Source organism: Variovorax sp. OAS795 (assembly GCF_040546685.1).
Lineage (GTDB): Bacteria > Pseudomonadota > Gammaproteobacteria > Burkholderiales > Burkholderiaceae_C > Variovorax.
Genome location: NZ_JBEPOH010000001.1, coordinates 3866618 through 3890806, shown reverse-complemented (window position 1 = coordinate 3890806; position 24189 = coordinate 3866618). Strand labels below are relative to the sequence as shown.

The 24189-nt window shown below is 66.5% G+C and carries 23 protein-coding genes; 13 read left to right on the top strand and 10 right to left on the bottom strand.

Annotated elements, in window-relative coordinates; all coding sequences use genetic code 11:
• Positions 1-42: 42 nt before the first annotated feature.
• The 7 genes from ABID97_RS18885 to ABID97_RS18855 are packed head-to-tail and all read left to right on the top strand — an operon-like array spanning position 43 to position 7826.
• Complete coding sequence (locus ABID97_RS18885) at positions 43-1536, top strand: aldehyde dehydrogenase family protein (RefSeq protein WP_354399961.1); 1494 nt, start codon at positions 43-45, stop codon at positions 1534-1536.
• Positions 1537-1577: 41 nt separating this feature from the next.
• Complete coding sequence (locus tag ABID97_RS18880) at positions 1578-2780, top strand: ABC transporter substrate-binding protein (protein ID WP_354399959.1); 1203 nt, start codon at positions 1578-1580, stop codon at positions 2778-2780.
• A gap of 43 nt (positions 2781-2823) precedes the next feature.
• Positions 2824-3666, top strand: a complete 843-nt coding sequence (locus tag ABID97_RS18875; protein ID WP_354399958.1) for a branched-chain amino acid ABC transporter permease — start codon at positions 2824-2826, stop codon at positions 3664-3666.
• An 8-nt stretch (positions 3667-3674) separates the two neighbouring features.
• Complete coding sequence (locus ABID97_RS18870) at positions 3675-4700, top strand: branched-chain amino acid ABC transporter permease (protein ID WP_354399956.1); 1026 nt, start codon at positions 3675-3677, stop codon at positions 4698-4700.
• Positions 4697-5452, top strand: a complete 756-nt coding sequence (locus ABID97_RS18865) for an ABC transporter ATP-binding protein (RefSeq protein WP_354399954.1) — start codon at positions 4697-4699, stop codon at positions 5450-5452. The genes ABID97_RS18870 and ABID97_RS18865 overlap by 4 nt, the downstream gene beginning before the upstream one ends.
• A complete protein-coding gene (locus tag ABID97_RS18860; protein ID WP_354399953.1) occupies positions 5445-6146 on the top strand; it encodes an ABC transporter ATP-binding protein in 702 nt (233 codons plus the stop codon). The genes ABID97_RS18865 and ABID97_RS18860 overlap by 8 nt, the downstream gene beginning before the upstream one ends.
• A 27-nt stretch (positions 6147-6173) precedes the next feature.
• Positions 6174-7826 carry a GMC family oxidoreductase gene (locus tag ABID97_RS18855; protein ID WP_354399951.1) on the top strand — a complete coding sequence of 551 codons (1653 nt, stop codon included), beginning with the start codon at positions 6174-6176 and terminating at the stop codon, positions 7824-7826.
• On the opposite strand, the gene ABID97_RS18850 is transcribed toward ABID97_RS18855, so the two are convergent.
• From ABID97_RS18850 to ABID97_RS18805, 10 genes are all read right to left on the bottom strand, one after another.
• Positions 7762-8238, bottom strand: a complete 477-nt coding sequence (locus ABID97_RS18850) for a GMC oxidoreductase (RefSeq protein ID WP_354399950.1) — start codon at positions 8236-8238, stop codon at positions 7762-7764. The two genes, ABID97_RS18855 and ABID97_RS18850, sit on opposite strands and share 65 nt — an antisense overlap.
• Positions 8226-9374, bottom strand: a complete 1149-nt coding sequence (locus ABID97_RS18845; RefSeq protein ID WP_354399949.1) for a GMC family oxidoreductase — start codon at positions 9372-9374, stop codon at positions 8226-8228. Before ABID97_RS18845 ends, ABID97_RS18850 begins: the two co-directional genes overlap by 13 nt.
• 157 nt (positions 9375-9531) lie before the next feature.
• A complete protein-coding gene (locus ABID97_RS18840) occupies positions 9532-10542 on the bottom strand; it encodes a zinc-binding dehydrogenase (protein WP_354399947.1) in 1011 nt (336 codons plus the stop codon).
• An 80-nt stretch (positions 10543-10622) separates the two neighbouring features.
• Entirely contained in the window at positions 10623-11489 is an 867-nt protein-coding gene (locus ABID97_RS18835) for an isocitrate lyase/PEP mutase family protein (RefSeq protein WP_354399946.1), read from the bottom strand.
• A 12-nt stretch (positions 11490-11501) separates the two neighbouring features.
• Complete coding sequence (locus ABID97_RS18830; RefSeq protein WP_354399945.1) at positions 11502-12215, bottom strand: FadR/GntR family transcriptional regulator; 714 nt, start codon at positions 12213-12215, stop codon at positions 11502-11504.
• 2 nt (positions 12216-12217) lie between these two features.
• The gene (locus tag ABID97_RS18825) at positions 12218-13186 is read right to left on the bottom strand and encodes a Bug family tripartite tricarboxylate transporter substrate binding protein (RefSeq protein ID WP_354399944.1); all 969 of its coding nucleotides are present in this window, start codon (positions 13184-13186) and stop codon (positions 12218-12220) included.
• A 19-nt stretch (positions 13187-13205) separates the two neighbouring features.
• Positions 13206-14342: a 2-methylaconitate cis-trans isomerase PrpF family protein gene (locus ABID97_RS18820; protein ID WP_354399943.1), complete on the bottom strand. Its 1137-nt coding sequence runs from the start codon at positions 14340-14342 to the stop codon at positions 13206-13208.
• Positions 14343-14355: 13 nt separating this feature from the next.
• The gene (locus ABID97_RS18815; RefSeq protein ID WP_354399942.1) at positions 14356-15243 is read right to left on the bottom strand and encodes a fumarylacetoacetate hydrolase family protein; all 888 of its coding nucleotides are present in this window, start codon (positions 15241-15243) and stop codon (positions 14356-14358) included.
• 10 nt (positions 15244-15253) lie between these two features.
• Positions 15254-16330 (bottom strand): cupin domain-containing protein, encoded by a 1077-nt coding sequence (locus ABID97_RS18810; RefSeq protein ID WP_354399941.1) that lies wholly within the window; start codon positions 16328-16330, stop codon positions 15254-15256.
• Positions 16331-16334: 4 nt separating this feature from the next.
• Positions 16335-18008 (bottom strand): FAD-dependent oxidoreductase, encoded by a 1674-nt coding sequence (locus ABID97_RS18805; RefSeq protein ID WP_354401809.1) that lies wholly within the window; start codon positions 18006-18008, stop codon positions 16335-16337.
• 183 nt (positions 18009-18191) lie between these two features.
• Here ABID97_RS18805 and ABID97_RS18800 point away from each other — a divergent pair, with 183 nt between their 5' ends.
• The 6 genes from ABID97_RS18800 to ABID97_RS18775 all read left to right on the top strand — a co-directional run bounded on the left by ABID97_RS18800 (position 18192) and on the right by ABID97_RS18775 (position 24167).
• Positions 18192-18383, top strand: a complete 192-nt coding sequence (locus ABID97_RS18800) for a hypothetical protein (protein WP_354399939.1) — start codon at positions 18192-18194, stop codon at positions 18381-18383.
• 51 nt (positions 18384-18434) lie between these two features.
• A complete protein-coding gene (locus tag ABID97_RS18795) occupies positions 18435-18935 on the top strand; it encodes a cytochrome P450 family protein (protein WP_354399938.1) in 501 nt (166 codons plus the stop codon).
• Positions 18936-19009: 74 nt separating this feature from the next.
• Positions 19010-20188 (top strand): alpha/beta hydrolase, encoded by a 1179-nt coding sequence (locus tag ABID97_RS18790; protein WP_354399937.1) that lies wholly within the window; start codon positions 19010-19012, stop codon positions 20186-20188.
• A 25-nt stretch (positions 20189-20213) separates the two neighbouring features.
• On the top strand, positions 20214-21725 hold the full coding sequence (locus ABID97_RS18785; protein ID WP_354399936.1) for an AMP-binding protein: 1512 nt from the start codon (positions 20214-20216) through the stop codon (positions 21723-21725).
• A gap of 32 nt (positions 21726-21757) precedes the next feature.
• Positions 21758-22978 carry an MFS transporter gene (locus ABID97_RS18780; RefSeq protein ID WP_354399935.1) on the top strand — a complete coding sequence of 407 codons (1221 nt, stop codon included), beginning with the start codon at positions 21758-21760 and terminating at the stop codon, positions 22976-22978.
• A 19-nt stretch (positions 22979-22997) separates the two neighbouring features.
• Positions 22998-24167 carry an acetyl-CoA acetyltransferase gene (locus ABID97_RS18775; RefSeq protein ID WP_354399934.1) on the top strand — a complete coding sequence of 390 codons (1170 nt, stop codon included), beginning with the start codon at positions 22998-23000 and terminating at the stop codon, positions 24165-24167.
• Positions 24168-24189 lie beyond the last annotated feature (22 nt).

The window sequence follows — 24189 nt, the reverse complement described above, 5'->3', positions numbered from 1 at the left end:
GCGCGCCAGCGCGTGCTCAGCCATTCATCAGGAACCCACATCATGCAAGACAAGATCCAAAGGCCGCTTCCCGCCTTCCTGGGGCAGGGCCCCAAGCATTTGTTCATCAATGGCAGGCACGAGCCGGCACGTTCCGGCAAGACCTTCCAGACCATCAACCCGGCCACCGGCAAGGTGCTGGCCGAAGTGGCGGATGGCGGCGCCGAGGACATCGACCTTGCAGTCAGGGCGGCCCGCCGGGCGTTCGAAGGGCCCTGGAGCAAGTGGCGGCCCGCGCAGCGCCAGGCGTCCATGCTGCGCTTGGCCGACCTGGTCGATCAGCATTACGACGAGCTGGCGATGCTGGACACCCTGGACCTGGGCAACCCGATCACACGGACGATGGCCAACCGTACGCGCGCAGTCGCGCTGCTGCGCTACTACGCCGGCCTGGCGACCTCCACGCATGGAGAAACCATCCAGAGTTCGGCCATGCCTCACGACTCGCTGACCTACACGCTGAAAGAGCCCGTCGGCGTGGTCGGCGCGATCAACCCCTGGAACGGCCCGAGCGGCATGGCCATCTGGAAGCTCGGCCCCGTGCTGGCCACGGGCTGTACGCTGGTGCTCAAGCCCGCGGAGCAGGCGCCGTTGTCGCCGTTGCGGCTGGCCGAGCTCTGCATGGAAGCCGGCATTCCCGAAGGCGTGTTCAATGTCGTGTCGGGCCATGGCGAAGCCGGTGCCGCGCTGGCCGAGCACCCGGGCGTGGACAAGATCGCGTTCACCGGTTCCACCGAGGTCGGCCGCAAGATCGTGCGCGCCTCGGCGGGTAATCTCAAGCGGCTTTCGATGGAGCTGGGTGGCAAGTCGGCCAACATGGTGTTCGCCGACGCCAACATGGACCTGGCAGTGCCCGGCGCCGCGATGGCAGTGTTCGCGAACTCGGGCCAGGTCTGCGTCGCCGGCACGCGGCTCTTCGTGCAGAGGCCGATCTACGACGAGTTCATGGAGCGCGTCGCCGATTTCGCGAAGAAGCTGCGCGTGGGAGACCCGCTGGATTCCGAGACGCAGTTGGGCCCCCTGGTATCGGCCGAGCAGCTCGACCGCGTGTGCGGCTACCTGCAGGTGGGCATGCAGGAAGGCGCGCGCGCGCTCACCGGCGGCGCGCGACTGACGGAAGGGCCGCTCGCCGATGGCTTCTTCGTGCCGCCGACCGTGTTCGTCGATGCGCATGACGGCATGCGCATCGCCCGCGAGGAAATCTTCGGTCCGGTCGTGACGGCCTTGCCCTTCGACACCATCGAGGAGGCCATCGCCCGTGGAAACGACAGCGAATACGGCCTCGGCGGCGGCGTCTGGACGCGCGACCTCAACACCGCGCACCGCGTCGGCAAGGGCCTGCGTACCGGAACCGTCTGGGTCAATTGCTACAACGTGCTGGACCCGGCGGTCCCGTTCGGCGGCTACAAGATGAGTGGCTTCGGCCGCGAGTCGGGCAACGAGCACATCCAGGAGTACTACGAGACGAAGGCCGTGATGGTCAAGCTGGACTCGTAAGCCCGGCATCCGTCGGTTTCACATTCATGCAGGAGACAAAAATGAACAAGACCCTCAACTTCCTCTCCCGCGTGCGGCACTTGGCCGCCGCCACCCTGGTGCTCGCGGCAGCCGGCACCGCTGCCGCCGAGGATTTGAAAATCGGCACGGTGCTGTCGTTCTCGCAGGTGATGGGCGTGTACGGCAACATGGTGCTTGACGGCATGAACCTCGCTATCGAGGAAGCCGGCGGCAGCGTGGCCGGCCGCAAGATCGTCATCGTCAAGGAAGACGACAAGAACGATCCCAAGGTGGCGCTGCAGCTCGTGCGCCGCTACGTCAAGGACGAAAAGGTGGACTTCCTGGTCGGGCCGATCGCTTCGCATGTCGCGGCCGCGATCCGCGACGAGGTCCACCGTTCCAAGACCTTCCTGGTGATTGCCAATGCCGCGAATGAGGAGCTCACGCGCGAGCTTTGCAGCCCTTACCTCGTCCGCACGTCGTTCTCGACCTGGCAGATCAACCATCCCCTGGGCGAGTACGCGGCTGCCAACCTGGGCAAGCGCGCGGCGATGGTCGGGGCGAACTACGTCGCGGGCAAGCAGATGGGCGCCGCTTTCGCCGAGGGCTTCAAGAAGGCCGGAGGCGTGATCGTGGACGAGCAGTGGCCGGCGATGGGAACGGCCGATTTCGCAAGCGTGCTGACCCGGCTGCGCGGGCTCGGCGACCAGGTGGACGTGGTCTGGACTTTCATCCCCGGCAGCGGCACCGTCAACTTCATCAACCAGTACGCGCAAGCGAAGCTCAAGCCCAGGCAGGTGGGCATCCAGAGCAACGCGGACGAAACCTACTTCGACGCGATGAAGGACAACGCGATCGGGGTGATCGGTTCCGGCATCTACGTGCAAAGCATGGCGACTCCCCGCAACCAGGCCTTCGTCGCGGCCTACAAGAAGAAATACAACCGCGCGCCGACGCCGATCGACCTGGCGGGCTACGACTCGATGCGCCTGATCGTGGAGGCCGTTCGCACACTCAACGGCAAGACGGCGGACAAGCAGGCTGTGCACAAAGCCATCCTGGCGGCGGAGATCGACAGCCCGCGGGGCTACTTCAAGATCGATCCGGCAACCAACAACGCCGTCCAGAACATGTACATCACCAAGGTCGTCAAGCGCCCCGACGGCTCCTACAGCCACGAACTGCTCGAGACCATCGAGAAGGTGCGCGATCCGGGCACGTCGTGCAAGCTGAGCTGGGACTGACCGGGGCCTGGCATGAACACCGGTAGCCCTCATCGAGTACTTGGTGAACGGGTTGCAGGCGGGGCTGCTGCTGTTCGTCATCTCCGCTGGCCTGACCCTGAGTTTCGGCCTGATGCGCGTGGTCAACGTGGCACACGGCTCGTTCTACATGGTCGGCGCATTCGCCGGCATTGCCGTGGCGCAGCGCACGGGGTCGTTCGCGCTCGGCGCCCTCGTGGCGACCATCGCGGCGGCCATTACGGGCTGGCTGGTCGAGCGCACGCTCTTTCGTCGCCTCTATGCGCGGGGGCCGTTCCCGCAGATGCTGGTGTCCTTCGGCCTGATCTTCGTGTTGGACGAACTGGTTCGCATCATCTGGGGCGGCGAGATCCGCAGCCTGCCCAGGCCGGAATTCCTGAGCCATTCGTACGAGTGGCTCGGGGCCAGCATCGAGGGCTACCGGCTCTTCCTGATCGCCTTCGGTGCGCTCGTGAGCATCGGCTTCTTCCTGGGTTTGGTGCGAACGCCTTTGGGCGCCGCGGTGCGCGCCGCGGTGGACGATCGCGAGGCGTCCGAGCTGCTCGGGATGAAGGTGACGACACTCTTCAGCCTGGTGTTCCTTGCGGGCGCAGGACTGGCCGGGGCGGCCGGGTATGTCGCGATCCCGATCGTCAATGCCTTTCCGGGCATGGGGGACGACGTGCTGGTGTCCTGCCTGGTGGTCGTCGTCATCGGCGGTCTTGGATCGGTCTTCGGCTCGCTGCTCGCAAGCCTGCTCATCGGCTATGCGCTCACCGTGGGGCAGGTGCTGGTCGCGGGCTATGCGCCGGCGGTGATGTACGCGGTGTTGACGCTGGTTCTGCTGCTGCGCCCGCACGGACTCCTGGGCAAGGCGGAGGGCACATGAGCGCGGACATGAAAAAGCAGGGCACACGGCTGCACCTGGGCCTTCTGGCCGCAACAGGGGCGGCGTTGCTGTCCGTTCCATTTATTTCGGTCGGCTCGGGGACGGAGTTCACTGCCGACATCCTGATCTTTGCGATCATGGCCATCGGCCTGTATGTGCAGATCGGCCTGCTCGGGCTGGTGAACTTCGGCTTCAGCGCCTTCTACGGACTCGGGGGCTACCTGGGCGCCGTGCTGCTGATGCGAATGTCGCCGTCGATGCTGCCCTCGCTCGCGCTCACCGTGCTCGGCACGGCCGCGATCTCGGGCGTGTTCGGCTGGATCGCGTTGAAGACGCGCGACATCACCTTCACCATCATCACCCTGACGTTCGCGCAGCTCCTGTACGTGCTCGCATTGGCCGAAGACGGCTGGACGGGAGGCCACAACGGCCTGAGCGGCATCCCGCGGCCCAGGCTGCCGCAGTTCATCGCGGAACCGTTGGGACTCACGTTGAACACCGATGCGGGCTTCTACTACTTCGTGCTGGCCGTGTTCGCGCTCGTCGTGCTGTTCGTCCACACGCTCTCACGCTCGCGGCTGGGCGCCGTGTTCGCAGGCATCCGGGAGAACGAGGAGCGCATGACGGTGCTGGGCTATTCCACGCAGCAATACAAGCTGGCCGGCTTCGTCATCTCGGGCGCCATCGGCGGTCTGGCCGGGTACCTGAACGCCACGCTGTTCGGCTTCGTCGGTCCAGGCTCTTTGTTCTGGACCGTTTCGGGCGAAGCGATCCTGATGGTGATCCTGGGCGGCGCGGGCTTCCTGCTCGGGCCGATCGTCGGCGCGGTGCTGTTCGTGGGCCTGTCGCATTACGCCGTGGCCTACACCGACCATTGGAGGCTGTTCGTCGGACTCGCGTTCATCGCGCTGGTGCTTTTCGCGCCCGACGGGCTGGTGCGCATCCTGCGTGACCGGCTACGGCTACCGATGCAGGAGATGCTGAAGATCGGCAAGCGCAAGAGCGTCGCGTCGCCTGAGGAGCACAGGGCATGAATCCCGCCATCGAACTGAAAGGCGTCAGCAAGCGCTTCGGCGACTTCGGCGCCGTGAACGGCGTCGATCTGACGGTGCCGAAGGGACAGCGCTGTGCATTGCTGGGCCCCAACGGCGCGGGCAAGACCACGCTGCTCAACATGGTCAGCGGCCGGCTGTCGCTCAGCGCGGGGCAGATCCACCTCCAGGGCCATGACGTGAGCCGTGCCTCGCCCGGCGAGCGCGCGCGTCTCGGGGTCGGCCGCAGCTTCCAGAAGACGAACATCTTCCCGCAGCTCAGCCTGCTGGAGAACGTGCGGCTTGGCGTGCAGAGCCGCGGCGGCGCCAGGAACTGGGATCCGTGGAGGGCTGCCGGTGCCGACGCGGCGCTGAACGAAAGGGCCGCCGGCTGGCTGCGCCGAGTGAGCATTCGGCGCTCGCACGATGTGCGTGCCGACGAGCTGTCGTACGGCGAGCAGCGGCAGTTGGAACTCGCCATCACGCTCGCGACCGAACCACAGATCGTGCTGCTAGATGAACCGACCGCCGGGATGAGCCATTCCGAGACGGCGGTGATCCTGGAGCTCATGGCCGAACTGCTGGAAGGCCTGACGGTCGTGATCGTGGAGCATGACCTGAGCGTGGTCGACCGCATCGCGCACCGCGTCGTCGTTCTCGAGCGGGGGCGCGTGATCTGCGACGGCACCCCGGTCGAGGTGAAGGCCGACGCGCGTGTGCAGAGTGCCTATCTGAAGGGGGCGCATCATGCTTGAAGTGCGCAATCTCAGTGCTGGCTACGCGCGCTTCGGCGTGCTGGAAGACATCAGCTTCGACCTGGACGAGGGCCAGTTCCTCGGAATACTCGGGCGCAACGGCGTGGGCAAGACCACGCTGCTGAAGGCAATCGCGGGCCCAGTGCGACCGTCGGCAGGCCATGTCAAGTTCTGCGGTCGGAACGTCGCGGGCTGGACCACGTCCGACATTGCGCGCGCCGGCGTGGCAATGGTGCTGGATCGCAAGGGCATCTTCCGCAGCCTCTCGGTGATCGAGAACCTGCGGCTGGCTGCGCGCCTGCACAAGGAGAAGCAGCAGCGCTGGACTGTGGACGACGTCCTGCAGATGTTCCCGCGGCTGGCCGAGCGGGCCAACGCACCCGGCGGCGGACTTTCCGGCGGCGAGCAGCAGATGCTGGCCATCGGACGCGCGCTCGTATGCCAGCCGCGCCTGCTGCTGCTCGACGAGCCGACCGAGGGCCTGGCGCCCAAGATCGTCGAGGAGATGGTGGACCTGCTGCAGCGACTGCGCAAGGCAGGGCTGACGGCCATCGTCGTTGAGCAGCGCCTCGAGACGGTGCTTGACACCTGCGGCGACGTGATCGTCATGAGCCGCGGCATGCCCGCGTTGCGCACCTCTTCCAGCGACCTCCGGCAGCGGCCAGGCGTGCTGGAGGAGCATCTCGGGGTCTGATCTCCACCGCTTACTGGGCAGAACCAAATGCAAGGCTTCGACTACATCATCGTTGGCGGCGGCTCGGCCGGCTGCGTCATCGCGAACCGTCTCTCCGCGGACCCGGCGGTGCGGGTCGCACTGATCGAGGCGGGGCCGTCGGATCTGGGCTTCGCGGCTCGTCTAAAGGCAACGCTTCCGGTCGGCAACATCTTCTTGCTGCCGCATGCCAGGTACAACTGGCAGTACGAGTTCACGGGCGGCGTCGGTGTCGAGAACCGCACAATCCCTTGTCCCCGCGGCCGGATGCTCGGTGGCTGCAGTTCCGTCAACGGGTCCGTCTACATGCGCGGGCATCGCAGCGACTACGACGACTGGCGCGCAGCAGGCAACGAGGGCTGGGGCTTCGACGACGTGCTCCCAGCCTTCAAGAGCCACGAGAAACGTCTCTTCGGCGACTCTGCCTACCATGGGCGCGAGGGCGAACTCGACGTTCAGCAACCGCGCGCTGTCAATCCCCTGACCCGCGCCTTCGTCGGCTCCGCGGTGGCGGCCGGGCATCGCAGGAATGACGACTTCAACGGACCCGAGCAGGACGGCTTCGGGATCTGGGACGTGAACCAGCGCCACGGAACGCGCGTGTCGAGTTCCAGGGCCTTCTTGCATCCCGTGATGTCGCGCCGCAACCTGACGGTGCTCACCGACTGTTTCGTCGAACGCATCGACCTTTCGCATGGATCGGCGACCGGGGTGACCGTCGTGAAGGAAGGTCTTCGCGAATCCATCAGCGCCGCGCAGGAAGTGATCCTTGCCGGCGGCACCATCAACTCACCGCACCTGCTGATGCTCTCGGGCATCGGGTCTGCGCCCGCGCTCGAAACACAGGGTGTTCGCACGCACCATGACCTGCCCGGCGTGGGCCGCAACCTGCAGGACCACGCGTGCGCACCCGTCACGATGATGGACCCGAGCTCCCATGCCTACGCGCTCTCGTGGCAGTCCCTGCCACGGGTGCTCGCCAGCCCCTTCCAGTACCTGCTCGATCGCAGCGGCATGCTGGCGACCAATGCGGCCGAAGGGGGAGGGCTCTTCCGGACCCGCCCCGAGCTCGATCGGCCGGACGTGCAGGTCACCTTGCTCGCCGGCCTGAAAGACACCGCCCGGGCCATTCCGCGCGAGCACGGGATCATGCTGCTCGTCACGCTGCTGCGGCCGAGAAGCCGGGGCTCGGTGACGCTGGCGTCCTCGAACCCTGCGGACCGACCCCTGATCCACCCTGCGTTCCTTGAGCACGGCGAAGACGTGCAGACCCTGGTGGCCGGCGTTCGGGAGACCCGGCGCATCCTCTCCATGGCGCCCATCGCCGAGCACCTCGGCATCGAGCGCCTGCCTGGCCGGGCGCTTGGCTCGGACGAGGAACTGGCGCAGGCGATCCGCCGCACCTTGTTCACGGTGCATCACCCGGTCGGAACCTGCAAGATGGGACCTTCCAGCGATGCCGAGGCGGTCGTCGATGCACGGCTGCGGGTGCATGGGGTGGAGCGCCTGCGCGTCACCGACGCATCGATCATGCCGACCATTGTCGCCGGCAACACGAGTGCGCCGGCAATGATGATCGGTGAGAGGGCCGCATCCTTCATCCTCGGCCGAGAGCCGATGGCGCAGGGCAGCGTTGCCATGCCCAAAGCCGCTGTGGCTTGAGCCGATGCGGGCGTGCCGGCTGGGCGCGCCGCAGGCGAACCTCCCTGTTACCCGGCGGGGCGGGCGCGCCGCGGCCCCTCAGCAGATCAGCGGCCTTCTCTCCGATCATGATGGGCGGCACTTTGGTGTTGCCGCTGGGCGCCTCCGGCATCACGGACGCGTCGGCCACACGCAGGCCTTCGATGCCATGCACGCGCAGCGCGGCATCGACCAACGCCAGGGCATCGAGCCCCATTCTGCAGGTGCCGACAGGATGCGACGGATGCGCCGGGTGGCGCCGGATCAGCTGCGCGAGTTCGGCGTCGCCCTGTACCGTGCTGCCGGGGAAGAACTCGCTGTCCACCATGTCCTTCTGCGGGCTGGTTGCGTAGATGCGGCGACAGGGCCGCACGCCCCTTATCATGGTTGCCATGTCCTGGGGCGCCTGCAGCAGGTTGAACTGGATGCGCGGCGCGGCGCGTCGCGTGCATCAGCCGAGCGCAGCGAAACCACGCCTCGTGACACGGGGTTCAATGCGACTACCCGTATTGAGAAGCCGAACAGCGGCTGCGGCGTCAGGCCCGGGAACCACGGCGTGGCGGTGTTGTTGAGCGACATGCAGATCATCTGCATGTCGGGACGATCCTGCCCGGGCAGCGTGCAAGCGAAGATGTTGGCTGCGGCGCCGTTGGTGGCGAACGCGCCGTCGCGCCGGAGCCACCACCGCGCCCGGGACGTGGCGATGCGGTCGTAGCGCAGCCACTTCGTCAGGCTGACAAGGCCCTTCTCCCTGAACACCATGATCAGGTTGGGGTGTTCGGAAAAATTCTGGCCCATACCTATCAGGTCGAGCACGCAGTGGATGCCCAACGCTTCGAGATGCTGGCGCGGGCCGATGCCCGACAGCATCAGAAGCTGGGCCGAGTTGTAGGTGCCTGAGCAAAGGACGACCTCGCCGCTGGCAAAGGTCTGGTGCACGCCGTCGCCGTCGCGATTGCCGTCGCAGTACTCGACGCGACGGCATGCCGGAACTCCAGGATCAGCCGCTGCGTGCGGGCCTTGACGCGGATGGTGAGGTCGGGCCGCTGGGCGGCTCGCGTCACATAGGCGTGCGACGAGCTCGAACGCCGGCCGGCGCCAATCGTCGCTTCCATGCGGCTGATGCCGTCCTGCACCGCGCCGTTCGGGTCGTCCGTCCGTTCCGAAGCCCGCATAGACGGCGGCCTGGCGCAGCGGTTCGTACAGCATGTCCTCGTGCGTCATGGGTGTCACCTGCACCGGCCCGCCGCCGCCATGGAAAGGCTCCGGGCCGCGCCAGTGGGTCTCCATGCGCTTGAAGTACGGCAGCATGTCGTCGTAGCCCGAGCCTTGGAGCCCGCTCTCCGCGAGCCGGTCGTAGGCGCGCCGACGGCCACGGATGCAGATCAGCGCGTTGATCAATGAGGTGCCGCCGAGGGTCTTGCCGAGCGGGGTGTCGAGTGTGCGGCCGTTCAGCGCGGGTTCGGGCTCGGAACGGTAGTTCCAGCTGTAGGACGGATGGGCGAAGACCTTGCGGAAGGTGAGCGGCATGGCCAGGAAGGGGTGCTTGTCCCGGCCTCTGGCCTCCAGCAGCAGAACCCGCGGGTTCGGTCTTGCTCAGGCGTGCGACCAGCGCCGCGCCCGCGGACCGGGCTCCGACCACGATGAAATCGTAGCTGGTGGTCCATGTCGGTCGCTCGGGTGGCGGTCAACCGCCCAGATCATTCACCAGCACGATCTTGCCGAACTGCTCGCCTCGATCGACGATCCCGTAGGCCTCGTTCGCGCGCGACAAGGGCAACGCCCGGTCGACGATGGGCTGGATGCCGCCGGATTCCACCAAGTCAACCATGGCGGCGAAATCCCGCGGCGATCCCATCTTTGTGCCAAGGATGCTCAGTTGCTTGCGGTAGATGGGCCGCACGTCCACCTGCACGTCACCGCCGGCCGTGAAGCCGAGGAAGGCAATGCGTCCTCCCGGGGCGGCCAGTTCGACCAGGTGCTGGAATCCCGGGCCCATCGCACTGTCGATGATGACGTCGAAGCCCTGCGGCACCTGTTCGCGAAGATGCGCGGGCCAGTTTGGATCGCGGTAGTTCGCCGTGCCCGAGACGCCGAGCGAGCGCACGCGCGCAGCCTTCTCGTCCGAACCGCTGGTGGCGTACACCTGTGCCCCGAGTGCGAGCGCGAATTGCATCGCGAACAACGCAACGCCTCCGCCCACGCCAGTGATCAGGACACGCTCGCCCGCCTTGAGCCCGGCACGTGAGCGGACCGCCCTGAAAGCCGTGACGCCCGACAGCGGCAATGCCGCCGCATGAACCCAGTCGAGGTGCGCCGGCTTTGGGGCGAGCTGCACTGCGGGGACATTGATGGATTCGGCGAAGGTGCCGTCGCGCGGGGATCCGAGAGGGTAGAAGTCCGGTGCCGCCCGATCTTCTTCGGGACCCCAGGAGAGTCCGGGGTTGATGATGACTTCCCTTCCGACCAGCGATGCGTCCACGCCTTCGCCTACCGCGGCCACGATGCCGGCACCGTCCGCACCGGGAACCACCGGATACTTCAGAACGTGGTAGTCCCCCTTCTGAATCCACACATCGCGGTGGTTCAGCGCGGCACAGCGAATCAGCACGGTGGCTTCACCGGGGGCCGGCGGCACGCCGGGACGATCGACGCACACCAGCGGCGTACCGGGTCCCTGCAGAAGCAGTGCCTTCATCGGATTCCCCCGGTGAAGAAAGCAGGTAGAAAGGGGACGGACAACATGCTCAATTCATTCTTCCTTGTGAACGCGCCGCTTCAGCGGCCGTAGTTGCGATCCAGCTCATCGAACAGGTCCTTGCGCACCAGGGCCTGGCGTTCAGCGAAAGTGGCGACCAGCGCCGGGTCTTCGGCTAGGATTCCCTGCTGTTGCAAGTGGCTCAGCGCCGCCGTCATTCCACGCACCGCGCCTTGCAGCGCCGCGTTTGCATAGAGCACCATGCCGAATCCCATGCGGGCGAATTCGGAGGCAGCAAGCGCAGGCGTCTTTCCGCCGATCACCACGTTCACCACCTGCGGCAGCGGCAGCTGCGCGATGCGTTCAAGGTCGCCGACGCGGGTCGGCGCTTCGACGAACGTCACATCGGCACCGGCCTCCGCGTAGCGTTGCGCACGTTCGAGCGCGTCGTCCAGGCCATGCACCGCACATGCGTCGGTACGCGCGATCAGCAGGAAATCGTTCGAGGTGCGGGCATCCACCGCCGCCCGGATCTTGCCGACCATCTCGCTCGCATCGATGACACCCTTGCCAGCGAAGTGCCCGCACTTCTTCGGCATGACCTGGTCTTCCAACTGGATCGCATTGGCACCCGCGCGTTCCAGTGCCCGCACGGTCTGCCGCACGTTCAGGGCATTTCCGAAACCGGTGTCGGCATCCACGATGAGGGGCAACTGCACCGCATCGCGCACCGCTGCGGTGTGCTGGACGACGTCGCCCAGGTGGATGAAGCCGAGGTCGGGAATGCCGTAGAAGCTGTTCGTCACGCCCGCGCCGCTCAGGTAGACGGCTTCGAAACCGAGTGTTTCGATGAGCCGTGCGGCCAGCGCGTTTGCGCAGCCCGGCACGAGCAAACCACGGCGCTCGTTGAGTTTGGCCCGCAGGACGGCGCCGGGTGATGAGTTCATTGCAATATCCAATCAGAGCGTGCCCGGCCCCGCGTTCACGGCGGCCTTGCGGAAATAGGCATGCAGCTTGTCCAGGTGACCGGCCATCAGTGCGATCGCCTCGTCGGCTGACCGGCGGCGAAGGCAGCGCACGATCTTGCGGTGCGTCTGCGTCGTGGTGGGCCGCGGCCCCACGTCGTCCTGAGCCATGAGCTTGAAGACGAGGTCGGTCAGCGCAGAAACCATGATCACGAGCACTTCGTTGCGCGTGGCTTCGGCGAGGAGCCGGTAGAAGTCCAGCAGCTGGATGCGCCGACCCGTGAAGTCGCCTGCCTTGGCGAGCTCCTCGGTCCGCGTGATGCTTTCGTCCAGCCGATCGAACTCCGCCGCGGTCCCGCGCTCGCAGGCGAGCCGCGTCACGGCGGTCATCACGATCGTTCGGCTCTCGGTCAGGCTGGCGATCGACACGGCGCCGCGGCTGATGACATCGTTCAGCGACTGGGTCACGAGCGCAGGGTCGGCACCCCGAATGAAGGTGCCGCCCTTCGGCCCTTTGCGCAGCTCGATCAGGCCGCCGCGCTCCAGGCTGCGGAGCGCCTCCCGCACGCCCGAGCGGGACACGCCGTAGTGCTCAGCCAGGTCCCGCTCGGACATCAGCTTCTGGCCGGGCTTCAGTTCACCGCGCGCAATGCGCTCACGAATGTCGTCCGAAATGCCCTCGAAGAGGCGGGCTTCGCCGATCATCATGCTCACTCCGCAACCACGCCGGCGGCCTTGATCATGGTGGCCGTGACTTCCGCCTCCTTGGCGATCTCCTCGCGCAGCTGTCTGCCGTCCCCGGCAATGACGGTCAGGCCCTTGCTGATGACCTGCTGCTCGGCGAACTGGGGATCGGAGAGCACCTCGCGCACTGCCAAGCGGATCTGGTTGAGGATCTCGGGCGGCGTACCGGCGGGCGCGAAGAGGCCGTACCAGATCGACACCTTCGCATACGGATAGCCTTGCTGCGTCGTCGTCGTCACCTTCGGAAACTGCGAAATTAGAGCGTCGCCAGCGACCGCGATGGGCTTGATCTTGCCCGCTTGCACCAGCGGCAAGATGACGCCTGCGCTGGCTGAGCCGAGCTGCACCTCGCCCGCGGCAAGGGCGGTCAGATTTGGCGTCACGCCGTTGTAGGGGATATGTGTGATCTCGATGTTCTCGCGATCTTTCAGAACCGAGAACAGCAGGTGCGGCTGGCTGCCGTTGCCGAAGGATCCATAGTTGATGGTGCCCGGCTTCTTTTTCGCCAACTCCACGACTTCCTTCAACGTACTGGCAGGCAGCTGCGCGTTGGCGACGATCAACTGGTCGGCCTTCACCATCATGCTGATGGGCTCGAAGCTCTTGTCGGGGTCGTACGCCAGTTTCTTGTAGAGGAAGCGATTGCCGACCATCGTCTGGTTGACGGTGGCGAGCAGCGTGTAGCCATCCGGCGCTGCTCTGGCGACGTGCGCCGTGCCGATGGCCGAGCCGGCTCCCGTCTTGTTCTCCAGTACGACGGGTTGCTTCCAGCGTTCGGAAAGCTTCACGCCGATGGCGCGGGTCAGCACGTCGATCCCGCCGCCCGGGGCGAAGGGAACGATGATCGTGATGGGTTTGATCGGATAGCCCTGGGCTTGTACCGTAAGGGCGGCCGCGGCCAAGAGGCAAGCGGTGGCGAGGCGCCGAAGGATCATGGTAGCTCCTGGTGATTGTTTAGGCGTAGACATGCCCGTCGAACAGGCGGCGTGTGGTGCGATAGAAGGAGCCGTGGGCCACGTGCCAGCCTTCGGCGGTCTGGCCCACTTCCGCCGCCACGGTGAGGACACCTGACGGCATCGCGATGCGCAGCGCCGAGGGATCCCGGGCTGCGCTCGCGAGCCGGGCCGGAACGCTGCCCTCGATCTGCATCGCGACGGCGGTGCACAGAGAGCCGGTGAGGGGGAGGGCGCGGTGCGGCTGCCCGTTGGAGAGCATGCGCACGACGAGGTCGGCATCAGCGGCCTCGATCGTCTTCCCGCTGAGCGTGGTGCTGCGTTGGGGCGCGCTGACGATGGCGATGAGCGGGATCATCCGGATCGCGGCCGCGGCCTCGATGTCAGGAGCGATGCCCATCGCGACCGATGCCTGCAGGCGCAGCTCGGCCAGCGCGCTCATGGCCCGCACGTTCGATGCCAATTCGTCCGGCGACTCTCCGCCGGCCAAGCCCAGCTCGGTTGCGGCGACGAAGACGCAGGCGTTGGCGGCGTCCACCAGCGACGCGGTCACCCGCCCGACGCCGCGAAGCTCGAACTCCTGCGCCACCATGGCCGAGGGCAGCAGCTTGCCGGTGGATGCGCCGCCGGGCGAGAGGAAGTCCAGCCGCACCGGTGCGCCGGTGCCGTCCACGCCCGGGATGGCGAGCGTGCCTGTTTCGACACTTCGGCCCTCACGCACCTCGAAATGCGACGCGATGATCTTGCGGGTATTGGTGTTGTGGATGCGCACGCAGGCTTCGCCACCGGGCGGCGCGTGCACCAATCCCTCATCCACCGCGAACGGCCCGATCGCAGAAGACATGTTCCCGCAGTTGCCGCTGTAATCCACCATGGCGTCCTGCACCTGCACCTGAGCGAAGGTGTAGTCCACGTCGGCACCGGGCACCGAAGGCGGACCCACGACGCACACCTTGGAGAGCGAGGATATGCCGCCGCCCATGCCATTGAGCTGGCGCCCGTAGCGGTCGGGGGTGCCCATCGCCTTCATGAAGATGTCGTCCCATTCGGCGCGATCAGCGGGCAGATCGCGGGCGTGAAACACCAGCGCTTTGCTGGTGCCCCCGCGGATGAACGCTGCTGGATAGCGGCGGCGCATGCCATCCACCTCGTCAGTAAGGCCGCGGCGCGCGCTGTTCGCACTCGCCCACTGCCAGTGCCATGCTGCCGACAGCCTCGATCTCGATGCGCACCTTGTCGCCGACAGCCAAGGGGCCCACGCCCTCGGGTGTTCCGGTGGCAATTACGTCACCCGGCTCCAGCGTCAGTACCGACGAGACCAGCTCGATCAGCTCCGCGATCCCAACGATCATCTCGCTGGTGTTGGCGTCTTGCTTCAATTCGCCGTTGACCCACAGCCGGTTCTTCAGCGAGGAGGGGGCAGCGACGGCGTCGGCCGTCACGATCCACGGGCCGAGCGGGGTGAACGTCTCGAACGACTTGCGCATCGAACGCTCTTCCTCGGCAACGCCCTTTTCGATTCGCAGGGTGGCGTCGATCAGGCATGAGTAGCCGAAGACGTACTCCATCGCCTGCGCCCGCGGCACGTTCCGCGCTCGCTTGCCAATGATCACCGCCAGCTCCGACTCGTGGTCGAAGCGGCGCTCGGAGCCTTTGGGCAACAGCAGGGCCCCTCCCGCGCCGACGAGGGAGCCGGGTGCCTTGAGGAAGAAGCCTTGCTCGCGCGCGGAGCGGCCGCCTTTGGTGACGGCGCGGTCACCGAGTTCGCCGATGTGCTTCTGGTAGTTTGCGGGTGCCGCGAAGACATGCTGGGGGGCGGGATTGGCAGGCAGCAGCTTCACCGAAGCAAGCGGCAGCGCCTGGCCGGCACTGCGATAGTCGGCGAACTTCGAGCGCAACTCTTCCCAATGGCCCACGAGCCAATTGACGCGCTGCCGGGGCAGCTGCGAAAGAAACTCGGGCAGGGCCGAGGTCATGTCATAAACGGTGTTGCCGTCGACGACGCCGATGCGGTGGTCGTTAAAGGATGCGATCTTCATGGTGAGAGGCTCAAAGCAGTTTCTGATGGCCACCGTTGTCGGTGAGGGCTTCTTCGAAGTAGTAGCCGAGTGCCGACATCGCCGGGAAGTCGTTGACCTGGAACAGTTGGGCGTCTCCGCTAGATCGGTTCAGGTGTTCGTGCCAGGCCCAAGGGTTGATGGCGAGGAAGTCGCCGGCACTCCAGTCATAGGTGCGCCCGTCCACGATGGTGGTGCCCCGCCCCTGCATAACGTAGTAGAGCTTGCTGCCGGTATGGCGGCGCGCTTGTGTGTGAACGCCCGGCCGCAGCGTCTGCAAGCGCATCCCCATCGTGCTCATGGCCGGCCCGCCGTTCGTTGGGTTGCGGTACTCCAGCACCACGTCGTCAAAGGGGTCCGCGGGCAGCCCGGCCGCCTGCTCCAAAGCTGCCTGGGCGATGGCGCGTGGATAGGCGAGCAGCGGGTTCATCGATCCTCGCGGGCACTCGCCGGGCGGGCTCATCAGCCCGCTGCCGTAGCGCCGCCAGGAGCTGTCCGGCACCGTATCGACCTGCTGCTGCAGTGCGCCGGCCGGCTCGAAGAACGTTGCGTTCATCGCCCGCATCAGCGAGATGTCCAGCACATCCAGCCAGACCATCGGCGAGTCGCCGTGATACTCATGGTCGTGCCACATCATGCTGGGGGTGAGCACCAGGTCGCCCTCGTTCATCGGATAGCGCTCGCCGTTGACCGTGGTCATGGCGCCGCCGCCCCTCATGATGAAGCGGAAGGCGTTTGCGGTGTGACGATGATTGCCCGCGATTTCGCCCGGCAGGATCACCTGGATGGAGCCCCAGAAAGTGTGCGTCGTCCCGTACGGAAGGCCCGGGTTGTGCAGCCGCAGCGTGCGCCTGTTGCCTCCGGGCTCCAGTGCGAGCTGCTTGCCCAGCCGATCGAGCAGCGGCTTCAGGTCGGACCACTTCCAGTGCACCGTCTGCATCGCTGACTGCGGTGTGCGGGTGAAAAGCGGCGCATCGTCCGGCTGCTGCACGCGGCAGTTGAATTTCGCAAGATCTTCCTTCAGCGCTCGGCGGGCAGCCTCGTCGACCATGGTGTGCTGTTCGGCCATGGCGTCAAGCCTCCGCGATCACCGGCTCGAAGGAGATCGACGGCCGCTCGCCCGCGATCGCGCCGCGCACGGTGTCGACCAGTGTGGCGACGTCTTCGGGAAGGGCGTCGCCGCGCCATGCCACCTGGCCGTCGGGGCGCACCAGCACCAGCCGGCGTTCATAGAGCTTCTCGGCGGCGTCTCCCACGAGGTCGACCACTTGCAGCGGCAGTCGCACCTCGGCGGCTGCCTGCACGAGCAGGTCGGCCGCTGGCGGGTTTGCACCGAAGCGCAGCAGCACGAACGTCTTGCCGAACAGGTCCAGGGTTGATTTGTTCTCGCCGATCCAGGCGTGGGGCGCGCGCGATCCCGGTCGCGATGTCGGCGTGTAGCTGGAGGTCTGCAAGGGTGGCCGTGGCGTGCCGTCCGGCACCACGACGGGGGACCCTTCATAGACGTAGGCGAGATGAATGCCGATGGAATGCCACTCCCGACGCATCATCTCCGTGTACCGCTGGCCGTACTCGCGCCGAGCGGCTTCTGCCGCGGGGTCGCTGCCGTCGAACATGCGTGCATCCGGCTGCAGGAGCCGCGGCGACAGCATGCGTCGCAGGTTCTCGGTGGCTTCGCCGACGTTGCGAACGGCCACCGGCAACTGCTCGACCTCATAGCTGTCCAACAGGTGCTTGCCGCCCCAGCCGTTGATCATGGCGGCCAGCTTCCAGGAGAGATTCACGGCATCGAGCAGGCCGGTGTTCATGCCGAAGCCGCCGGTGGGCGAGGTGAGGTGAGCGGCGTCGCCGGCGATGAAGACGCGTCCCTTGCGGTACTGGCGCGCGACGAGCTGTCGCCTTACCCAAGGCAGCATCGAGAGGATCTCGAAGTCGAAGGGTTTGCCCACGGCTCTGATGATGGCGGCCCGGGCTTCCGCCTCGGTCAGCGTGCGCCTGTCCGCATCGCCGATCAGGGAGAACCGCCATTGGTCCCGGCCGTTGATTGCCACCAGCGTGGCCCAGGTGCCTTCCGGACCGATGAAGATGAAGCGGTAGCCCGGCTTCTTGTCGTGCAGCTGCTCCAGGTTGTCGCAGCGGAAGATGATGTTGGTGGTGTGGGTGAGCACGGCGTCGCCCACCATCTCGATGCCCAACTGATGCCGCACCACGCTGGCACCGCCGTCGCAGCCCACCAGGTAGTCGGCGCGCAGCATGCGCGTCTCGCCGGAAATGACGTCGCGCACGCGTGCTTCCACGCCGTCGCCGGTGTCCTCGAAGTCCAGCAGTTCCGTGTTGAATTCCAGCGCCACGCTGGATGAGCGGCGGGCGAAGCGCTGCAAGACCGGGTCGAAGAAGTTTTGCGGACAGCGCTCGCGCTTCTGCGGGCTGTGAACCGGCGGCTTCTCCTGGCTCGGGGGCAGAAATTCTTCGCGGCCGAACTCGTAGCCGTTGAGGTCGGTGACCCACGCGCAGTCCTGCGGGTAGTCGCGGTTGTAGCCGGCCGATTCGACCCAGTCCACGATGCCCCAGCGGCGGCAGAACTCCATTGATCGGATACCGACCAGATCCATCTTTGGCTGGGCAACGCTGCCGTCTCCTCTCTCGACCAGCGAGCAAGAGATGCCACGCCAACCGAGGTCGCCGGCCAGTGCCAGTCCCACGGGTCCGCCGCCGATGATGAGCACTGAGGGGGAGCAAGTCGTCATGGCGGTAAAGTAGCTGATGGCATCAAGTTGGTAGGACCACAATGGTAAGACCAAAATTGGGAAGATGCAAGGAGTGCGTTGATCACGCGGGGATCTCGTCACATGCGTATCGGTCGTATCGTTCGAGCCAGATCACCGGCCCGGCCTCGCGCAGGCAGGCAAAGAAGGCCGAGGCGATGACTGATGACCTGGTGGCGCGGGGCCATTTCGATGGCATCCACGATGCGGCCGAACACTTCATCATCACGGTGCTCCCGCCGACAGTGGGCATCCGACAACGCGCGGGCCATCGGCGACATGAACTTCAACGTCATGGGCGGCAACAACGCGCTGACACAGGCCGCCCTGGCGCGGGCGCAGCCCTACATGCAGTAGTACGAGGACAGCATGCAGCGCGCCGCGATGCAACCCGGCGGATTCGGCTAGATGATCCATGCGGCCGAGGACGCCGGCGACCTGCCCGAGGGAGTGGCCACGAACCTGACGCGCTCCTTCCCGCGAGGCGGCATCGACACGACGATCAGCGGCATCGGTGCGGCCCTGCACGGGCTGGCCAAGCATCCCGCGCAGTGGCATTGGCTGCGCGAAGACCCTGCGCGCGCGCAGGGTCTTCGACGAGGCGATCCGCCACGAATCCCCGTGCAGGTGATGTTTCGCACCACCTGCGAGGCGGTCACGCTCGGCGGGTGCCGCTGGCGCCCGACACAAACATGGCCGCCTTCATCGGGACGGCCAGTCGGGACACGGACAAATTGCGTAACGCTGACCGCTTCGACATTCAGCGCACATCGGCTGGTGGCCAGCTGGCCTTTGGCCAGGGCGCATACGCTGCGGTTCGACGGCATGCCGAAGTGGCGGCCCATTAACACGCTGCGCATCCTGGATCGCCTTCCGCTGGCGGTTGAGGCGGGCTTAGCCCGCGCGTGATCTGCCCCGGCCGGCCGCTTGGGTCACTCCTCAAGGGGACTGCGCGGGCTCTGCGCGCCACCTAAAGTACGACCATGAGTTCCACCTTCAACGTTCAGGCCGAATGGGTCCACCTGCAGTACAACGAGCAGGCCGCCTTCACCGAAACTTATGGCTTCTCCGGCAACCAGGGCGCCATCAACCTGGAAGCCATTCGCTTTCGGCCCGAAGGGCAGGCGAGTGACACACTGCTCGTCTTCATGCACCCGGCTTCGACGCTGCAACTGTTGCCGGTTCCGCGCGCCATGGCCGATACGGGGGCACACGTGCTGTGTGCCGCGAGCCGCTACGCCAAGAACGACACGGCATTGATCATGGAGAAAGTGCTGCTCGATCTGGGCGCCTACATCCGCCATGCCAAGACCGTCTGGGGTTACCGGCACGTGGTGTTGGTCGGTTGGAGCGGCGGCGGATCTCTGGCCGTCAGCTACCAGGCCGAGGCCGAAGACCCGCAGGTGACCGAGACGCCCGCCGGCGATGCGGTCGACCTCAAGGGGGCGGGGCTCATCCCGGCCGATGCGGTGATCTTCCAGGCCGCGCACCTCTCGCGCGCGCACCTGCTGTCCGAATCGCTGGATCCGTCCGTGAGCGACGAGCTGGACCCCGACACCCGGGATGTCGAGCTGGACATCTACGACCAGCGCAATCCGAATCAACCGCCCTACAGCGCCGAGTACATCGCGAGCTACCGCGCTGCCCAGTTGGCGCGCATGCAACGCATCACGGCATGGGCGCGCCAGCGCCTGCAGGTGCTCAAGGAACGCGATACGGGCGAACTGGAGCGGGGCTTCATCGTGCACCGCACCTTTGCCGATCCGCGCTTCGTCGACCCGACACTGGACCCCAACGACCGCCGGCCTTACTGGTCCTACATGGGCAACCCCGAGACGGTGAACACAGGACCGGTCGGCCTGGCGCGTTTCACCACACTGCGCTCATGGCTGTCGCAATGGTCGCTGGACGACACCTGTGCCAACGGCCTGAAAGCTGTGGCGCGGATGCGCGCACCGCTGCTCGTGATCGAGAACAGCGCCGACGACGCTGTACCGGCCACGCATCCGCAGACGCTCTTCGCCGCCGCAGCATCGCCCGACAAGCAATTCCACATCATCCGGGGTGCCACGCATTATTACGCGGGCCAGGCAGACCAGATGACCGAGGCGACGAAACTGATCCGCGTCTGGCTCGCTCAGCGCGACCTGCTCCCTGCGTGAGCTGGCAGCCCGCAGGAGTGATCCCGTGAGTCTTTTTTCACTGCTCGAGCGCAGCGCGCGCCGCTGGCCCGACGGCACAGCGGTTTGCGTGGGTGAGCGCCAGCACCAGACCTGGGGCGAGCTGAGCCAGCGCGCCCTGCGCCTGGCCGGCCGGCTGGCCTCAGGCAGCCGCATCGCCGTGGCCAGCGAGAACGCACCCGAGTTCCTGGAGCTGATGTTCGGCACCTGGGCCGCACGCGCGGCGATCGTGCCGATCAACTACAAGCTGCATGCGCTGGAGATGGCGCAGGTCCTCGAGGACGCCGACCCGGCGCTGATCTTCGCCTCGCCCGGGCTGGCGCCGGCGCTGCGCCTGGCGCTGCCGGCAGGCGCCGTGAGCCGGGTGGTGGAGATCGGCTCGGCGGCCTACGAGTCGCTGTTCGACACTGCACCCGCAACCGTGACGCATGCCGAACCCGAGACGCTGGCATGGCTGTTCTACACTAGCGGCACCACCGGCCGAAGCAAGGGCGCGATGCTGTCGCATCGCAACCTGATGGCGATGACGTTGGCGCATCTGGCCGACCTGGAACAACTGGACGTGAACGCCAGCCAGGTCCATGCCGCACCGATGTCGCACGGCTCGGGTCTGTACATTCCGGCCTCGGTCGCCTGCGGCGCGCGCCAAGTGGTGCCGGCCTCGCGCGGTTTCGATCCCGACGAATTTGTCGCGCTGTGCAGCGTGCACCCCGGCTGCGGTGCGTTCCTGGCGCCCACGATGGTTCAACGCCTTCGGCTGGCGGTGGAGGCGTCCGGACGCAAGCCACGCAACCTGCGCAGCATCGTCTACGGCGGCGGCCCGATGTACGTGGAAGAGCTGCGCAAGTCGCTAGCCGTCTTCGGCCCCGTGTTCGCACAGATCTACGGCCAGGGCGAATCGCCGATGACGATCACCGGCATGACGCGGGCCGACCACGAGACGGACGACGTGCAGGTGCTCGGCTCGGTCGGCAGCGCGCGCACGGGCATGGTGGTGCGCATCCTCGACGAGCAAGGCCGGCCGCTGGGGCCGAGCGAGATCGGCGAGATCGTCTGCCGCGGCGACACGGTCATGAGCGGCTATTGGAACAACCCTGACGGGACGGCTGAGGCACTGAAGGACGGCTGGCTGCACACCGGCGACATGGGCATGCTGGACTCGCAGGGCCTCCTCACGCTGCGCGACCGCAGCAAGGACGTCGTCATCAGCGGGGGCTCGAACATCTATCCGCGCGAAGTGGAAGAGGCGCTGCTCACGCACGCCGACGTCGCCGAGATCGCCGTCATAGGCGAACCGGACGAGGAATGGGGCGAAGTTGTGGTCGCTTTCGTGGTGCCGGCGCCGGGCAGCGCTCCCAACACGGCGTCTCTGGATGCACATTGCCTGGAGCGCATCGCGCGCTTCAAGCGGCCCAAGCGCTACGTCTTCGTCGACCGCCTGCCCAAGAACAACTATGGCAAGGTCCTCAAGCGCGAGCTGCGCCAGCAGTGCGCTCGCTCGTCGAGGGAAGCATCCTGAACGCTCGCGCCCCAACCGCGTACATCGCGCCCATGGGTGGCGTGCTGGTGGTGCTCGTCGTCACCTTGCTGACCGCGGCTCAGCCCATTGCCACCGACCTCTACCTAGCCGCACTGCCTTCGATCCGCAGCGAGTACGGCGCACCTGTGTCCGTGGTGCAACTCACGCTGTCGCTGGTGGTGCTGAGCTTCGGGTTGTCGCAACTCCTGTGGGGCCCGGCGGCCGACCGCTTCGGCCGGCGCCCGGTTGCCATCGCGGGCTTCGCGCTGTACGCTACCGGTGCGCTGGTGGGTGCATTGGCGCCGTCGATCGACGTGCTGATCGCGGCGCGCATCGCCCAGGGCGTGGGCGTGGCGGCATGCACGGTCTGCGGGCGCGCCATGGTGCGCGACCTGTTCGAACCCGCCCAGGGCACGCACGTGATGGCCTCTGCCATGACCGCGTTGGCCAGTGTGACGATGCTAGTGCCGGTCGTCGGTGCCTTGCTGGCGAGCCATCTGGGCTGGCGCGCGACGCTGCTGGCCATGGCAATCTTCGGCGCAGCGATGCTGTCGCTGGTGGCGCTGCGCGTGCCGGAGACCGTGCGTGCGCTCGACGTACAGGCCATGCGCCCTGTTTCACTGCTGTGTGGCTACGGCCTGATCAGCCGCCATCGCGGCTTTCAGGCATGGACGCTTCTGAGCGCCGCGGGCTACAGCGCCGCCTTCGGTTTCCTGTCGGGCTCGGCCTATCTGTTCATCGACACGTTCGGCGTGTCGCGCCTCGCGTTCGGCGCAGTCATCGGCTGCGCCTCGGTAGCCTACATGATCGGCACCATCCTTTGCCGCCGCTGGATGCGCCAGATCGGCCTGCTGCACGCGGTGCGACGTGCGGGTGCGCTGTCGATGGCGAGTGCAGCGGTGTTCATCCTGCCCCAACTGGTCTGGGTGCACACGCCGCTGACGCTGAGCATCGCCCTGTGGATCTCGTTCTTGGCCTATGGCGTGCACCAGCCCTGCGGTCACGTGGGCATTGCCGCATCCTTTCCGGAACGCGCCGGTGCGGCATCGGCTCTGGGGGGCTTCACGCTGGCCAGCGCCGCCGTCCTGTGCGGAACCTGGCTGGGCGCCATGTTCGTGCCCGGCAGCGCGGCGGTGCTGGCGTACACCATCGGCGTTCTCGTCGGTGCCACGGGCCTGTGCGCCCTCACGCTGGTGCAGCGGCACGGCCAGCCCCGCATCGCGCCGCAGGCCATGCCTGCAACCGTCCCGTAACACTATCCAGAGGTACATCATGAACGACACCGCACACATCGTTGGCTGGGGCCACACACCTTTCGGCAAGCACGACAACATCGACCTCGAACAGCTGATTCGCGACGCGGTGCAACCAGCGCTGGACAGTGCCGGGCTCGCCCCTGAAGACATCGAGGGCATCTTCTTGGGCCATTTCAACGCCGGCTTCGTCGGCCAGGACTTCACGGCGGCGCTGCCTGCCGTGGCGATGCCCGAGTTTCGCCACACGCCATCGGTGCGCACGGAGAACGCCTGCGCTACCGGCTCAGCGGCGATCTGGGCGGCACTGGACGCAATGGGCTCGGGCCGCATGAAGCGCACGCTGGTGATCGGCATGGAGCGCATGAACGGCCTGCGCACACCGGAGGTGGCGGCTACCCTGATCAAGTGCGCCTATGTGGCGGAGGAGGGCGCCGACCCGGCCGGCTTCGCCGGCATCTTCGGCGGCATCGCTACCCGATACTTCCAGCGTTTCGGCGATCAGTCCGACGCTCTGGCCGCCATAGCTGCCAAGAATCATTCGAACGGCATGCACAACCCCTATGCCCACATGCGGCGCGATTTCGGCTTCGACTTCTGCCGCCATCCATCGGACAAGAACCCTTTCGTCTCGGGGCCGCTCAAGCGTTCGGACTGTTCGCTGGTGTCCGACGGCGCAGCTGCGATGGTGCTGTCGAACGAACCAGTGTCCGGCGCCAGGGTCTTGCCGGTGCGCTGGCGCTCGCGCACCCAGGTCAACGACTTCCTGCCGATGTCGCGCCGCGACCCGACGCGCCTCGTGGGCGCCCGGATGGCGTGGCAGAAAGGCCTGGCCGATGCCGGCGCGACGCTTGACGATCTGTCCTTCGTCGAAACGCACGACTGTTTCACCATCGCCGAACTGCTGGCGTACGAAGCCATGGGCTTGGCACCGTACGGGGAGGGCGCGCGTGTCATCCTCGACGGTGTTAGCGCGCGTGATGGGGCGCTGCCGATCAACCTGTCGGGGGGGCTGAAGTCCAAAGGCCATCCCATCGGCGCGACTGGTGTATCGCAACATGTGATGGCCTGCATGCAGCTGTCGGGCACGGCCGGCGGCATGCAGGTGGCCGATGCACGCATGGGCGCCGTGTTCAACATGGGCGGCTCGGGCGTGGCCAACTACCTGAGCGTGCTGCAGCCGGCTTGATAGCAAGGCGCGCGTCGACGCG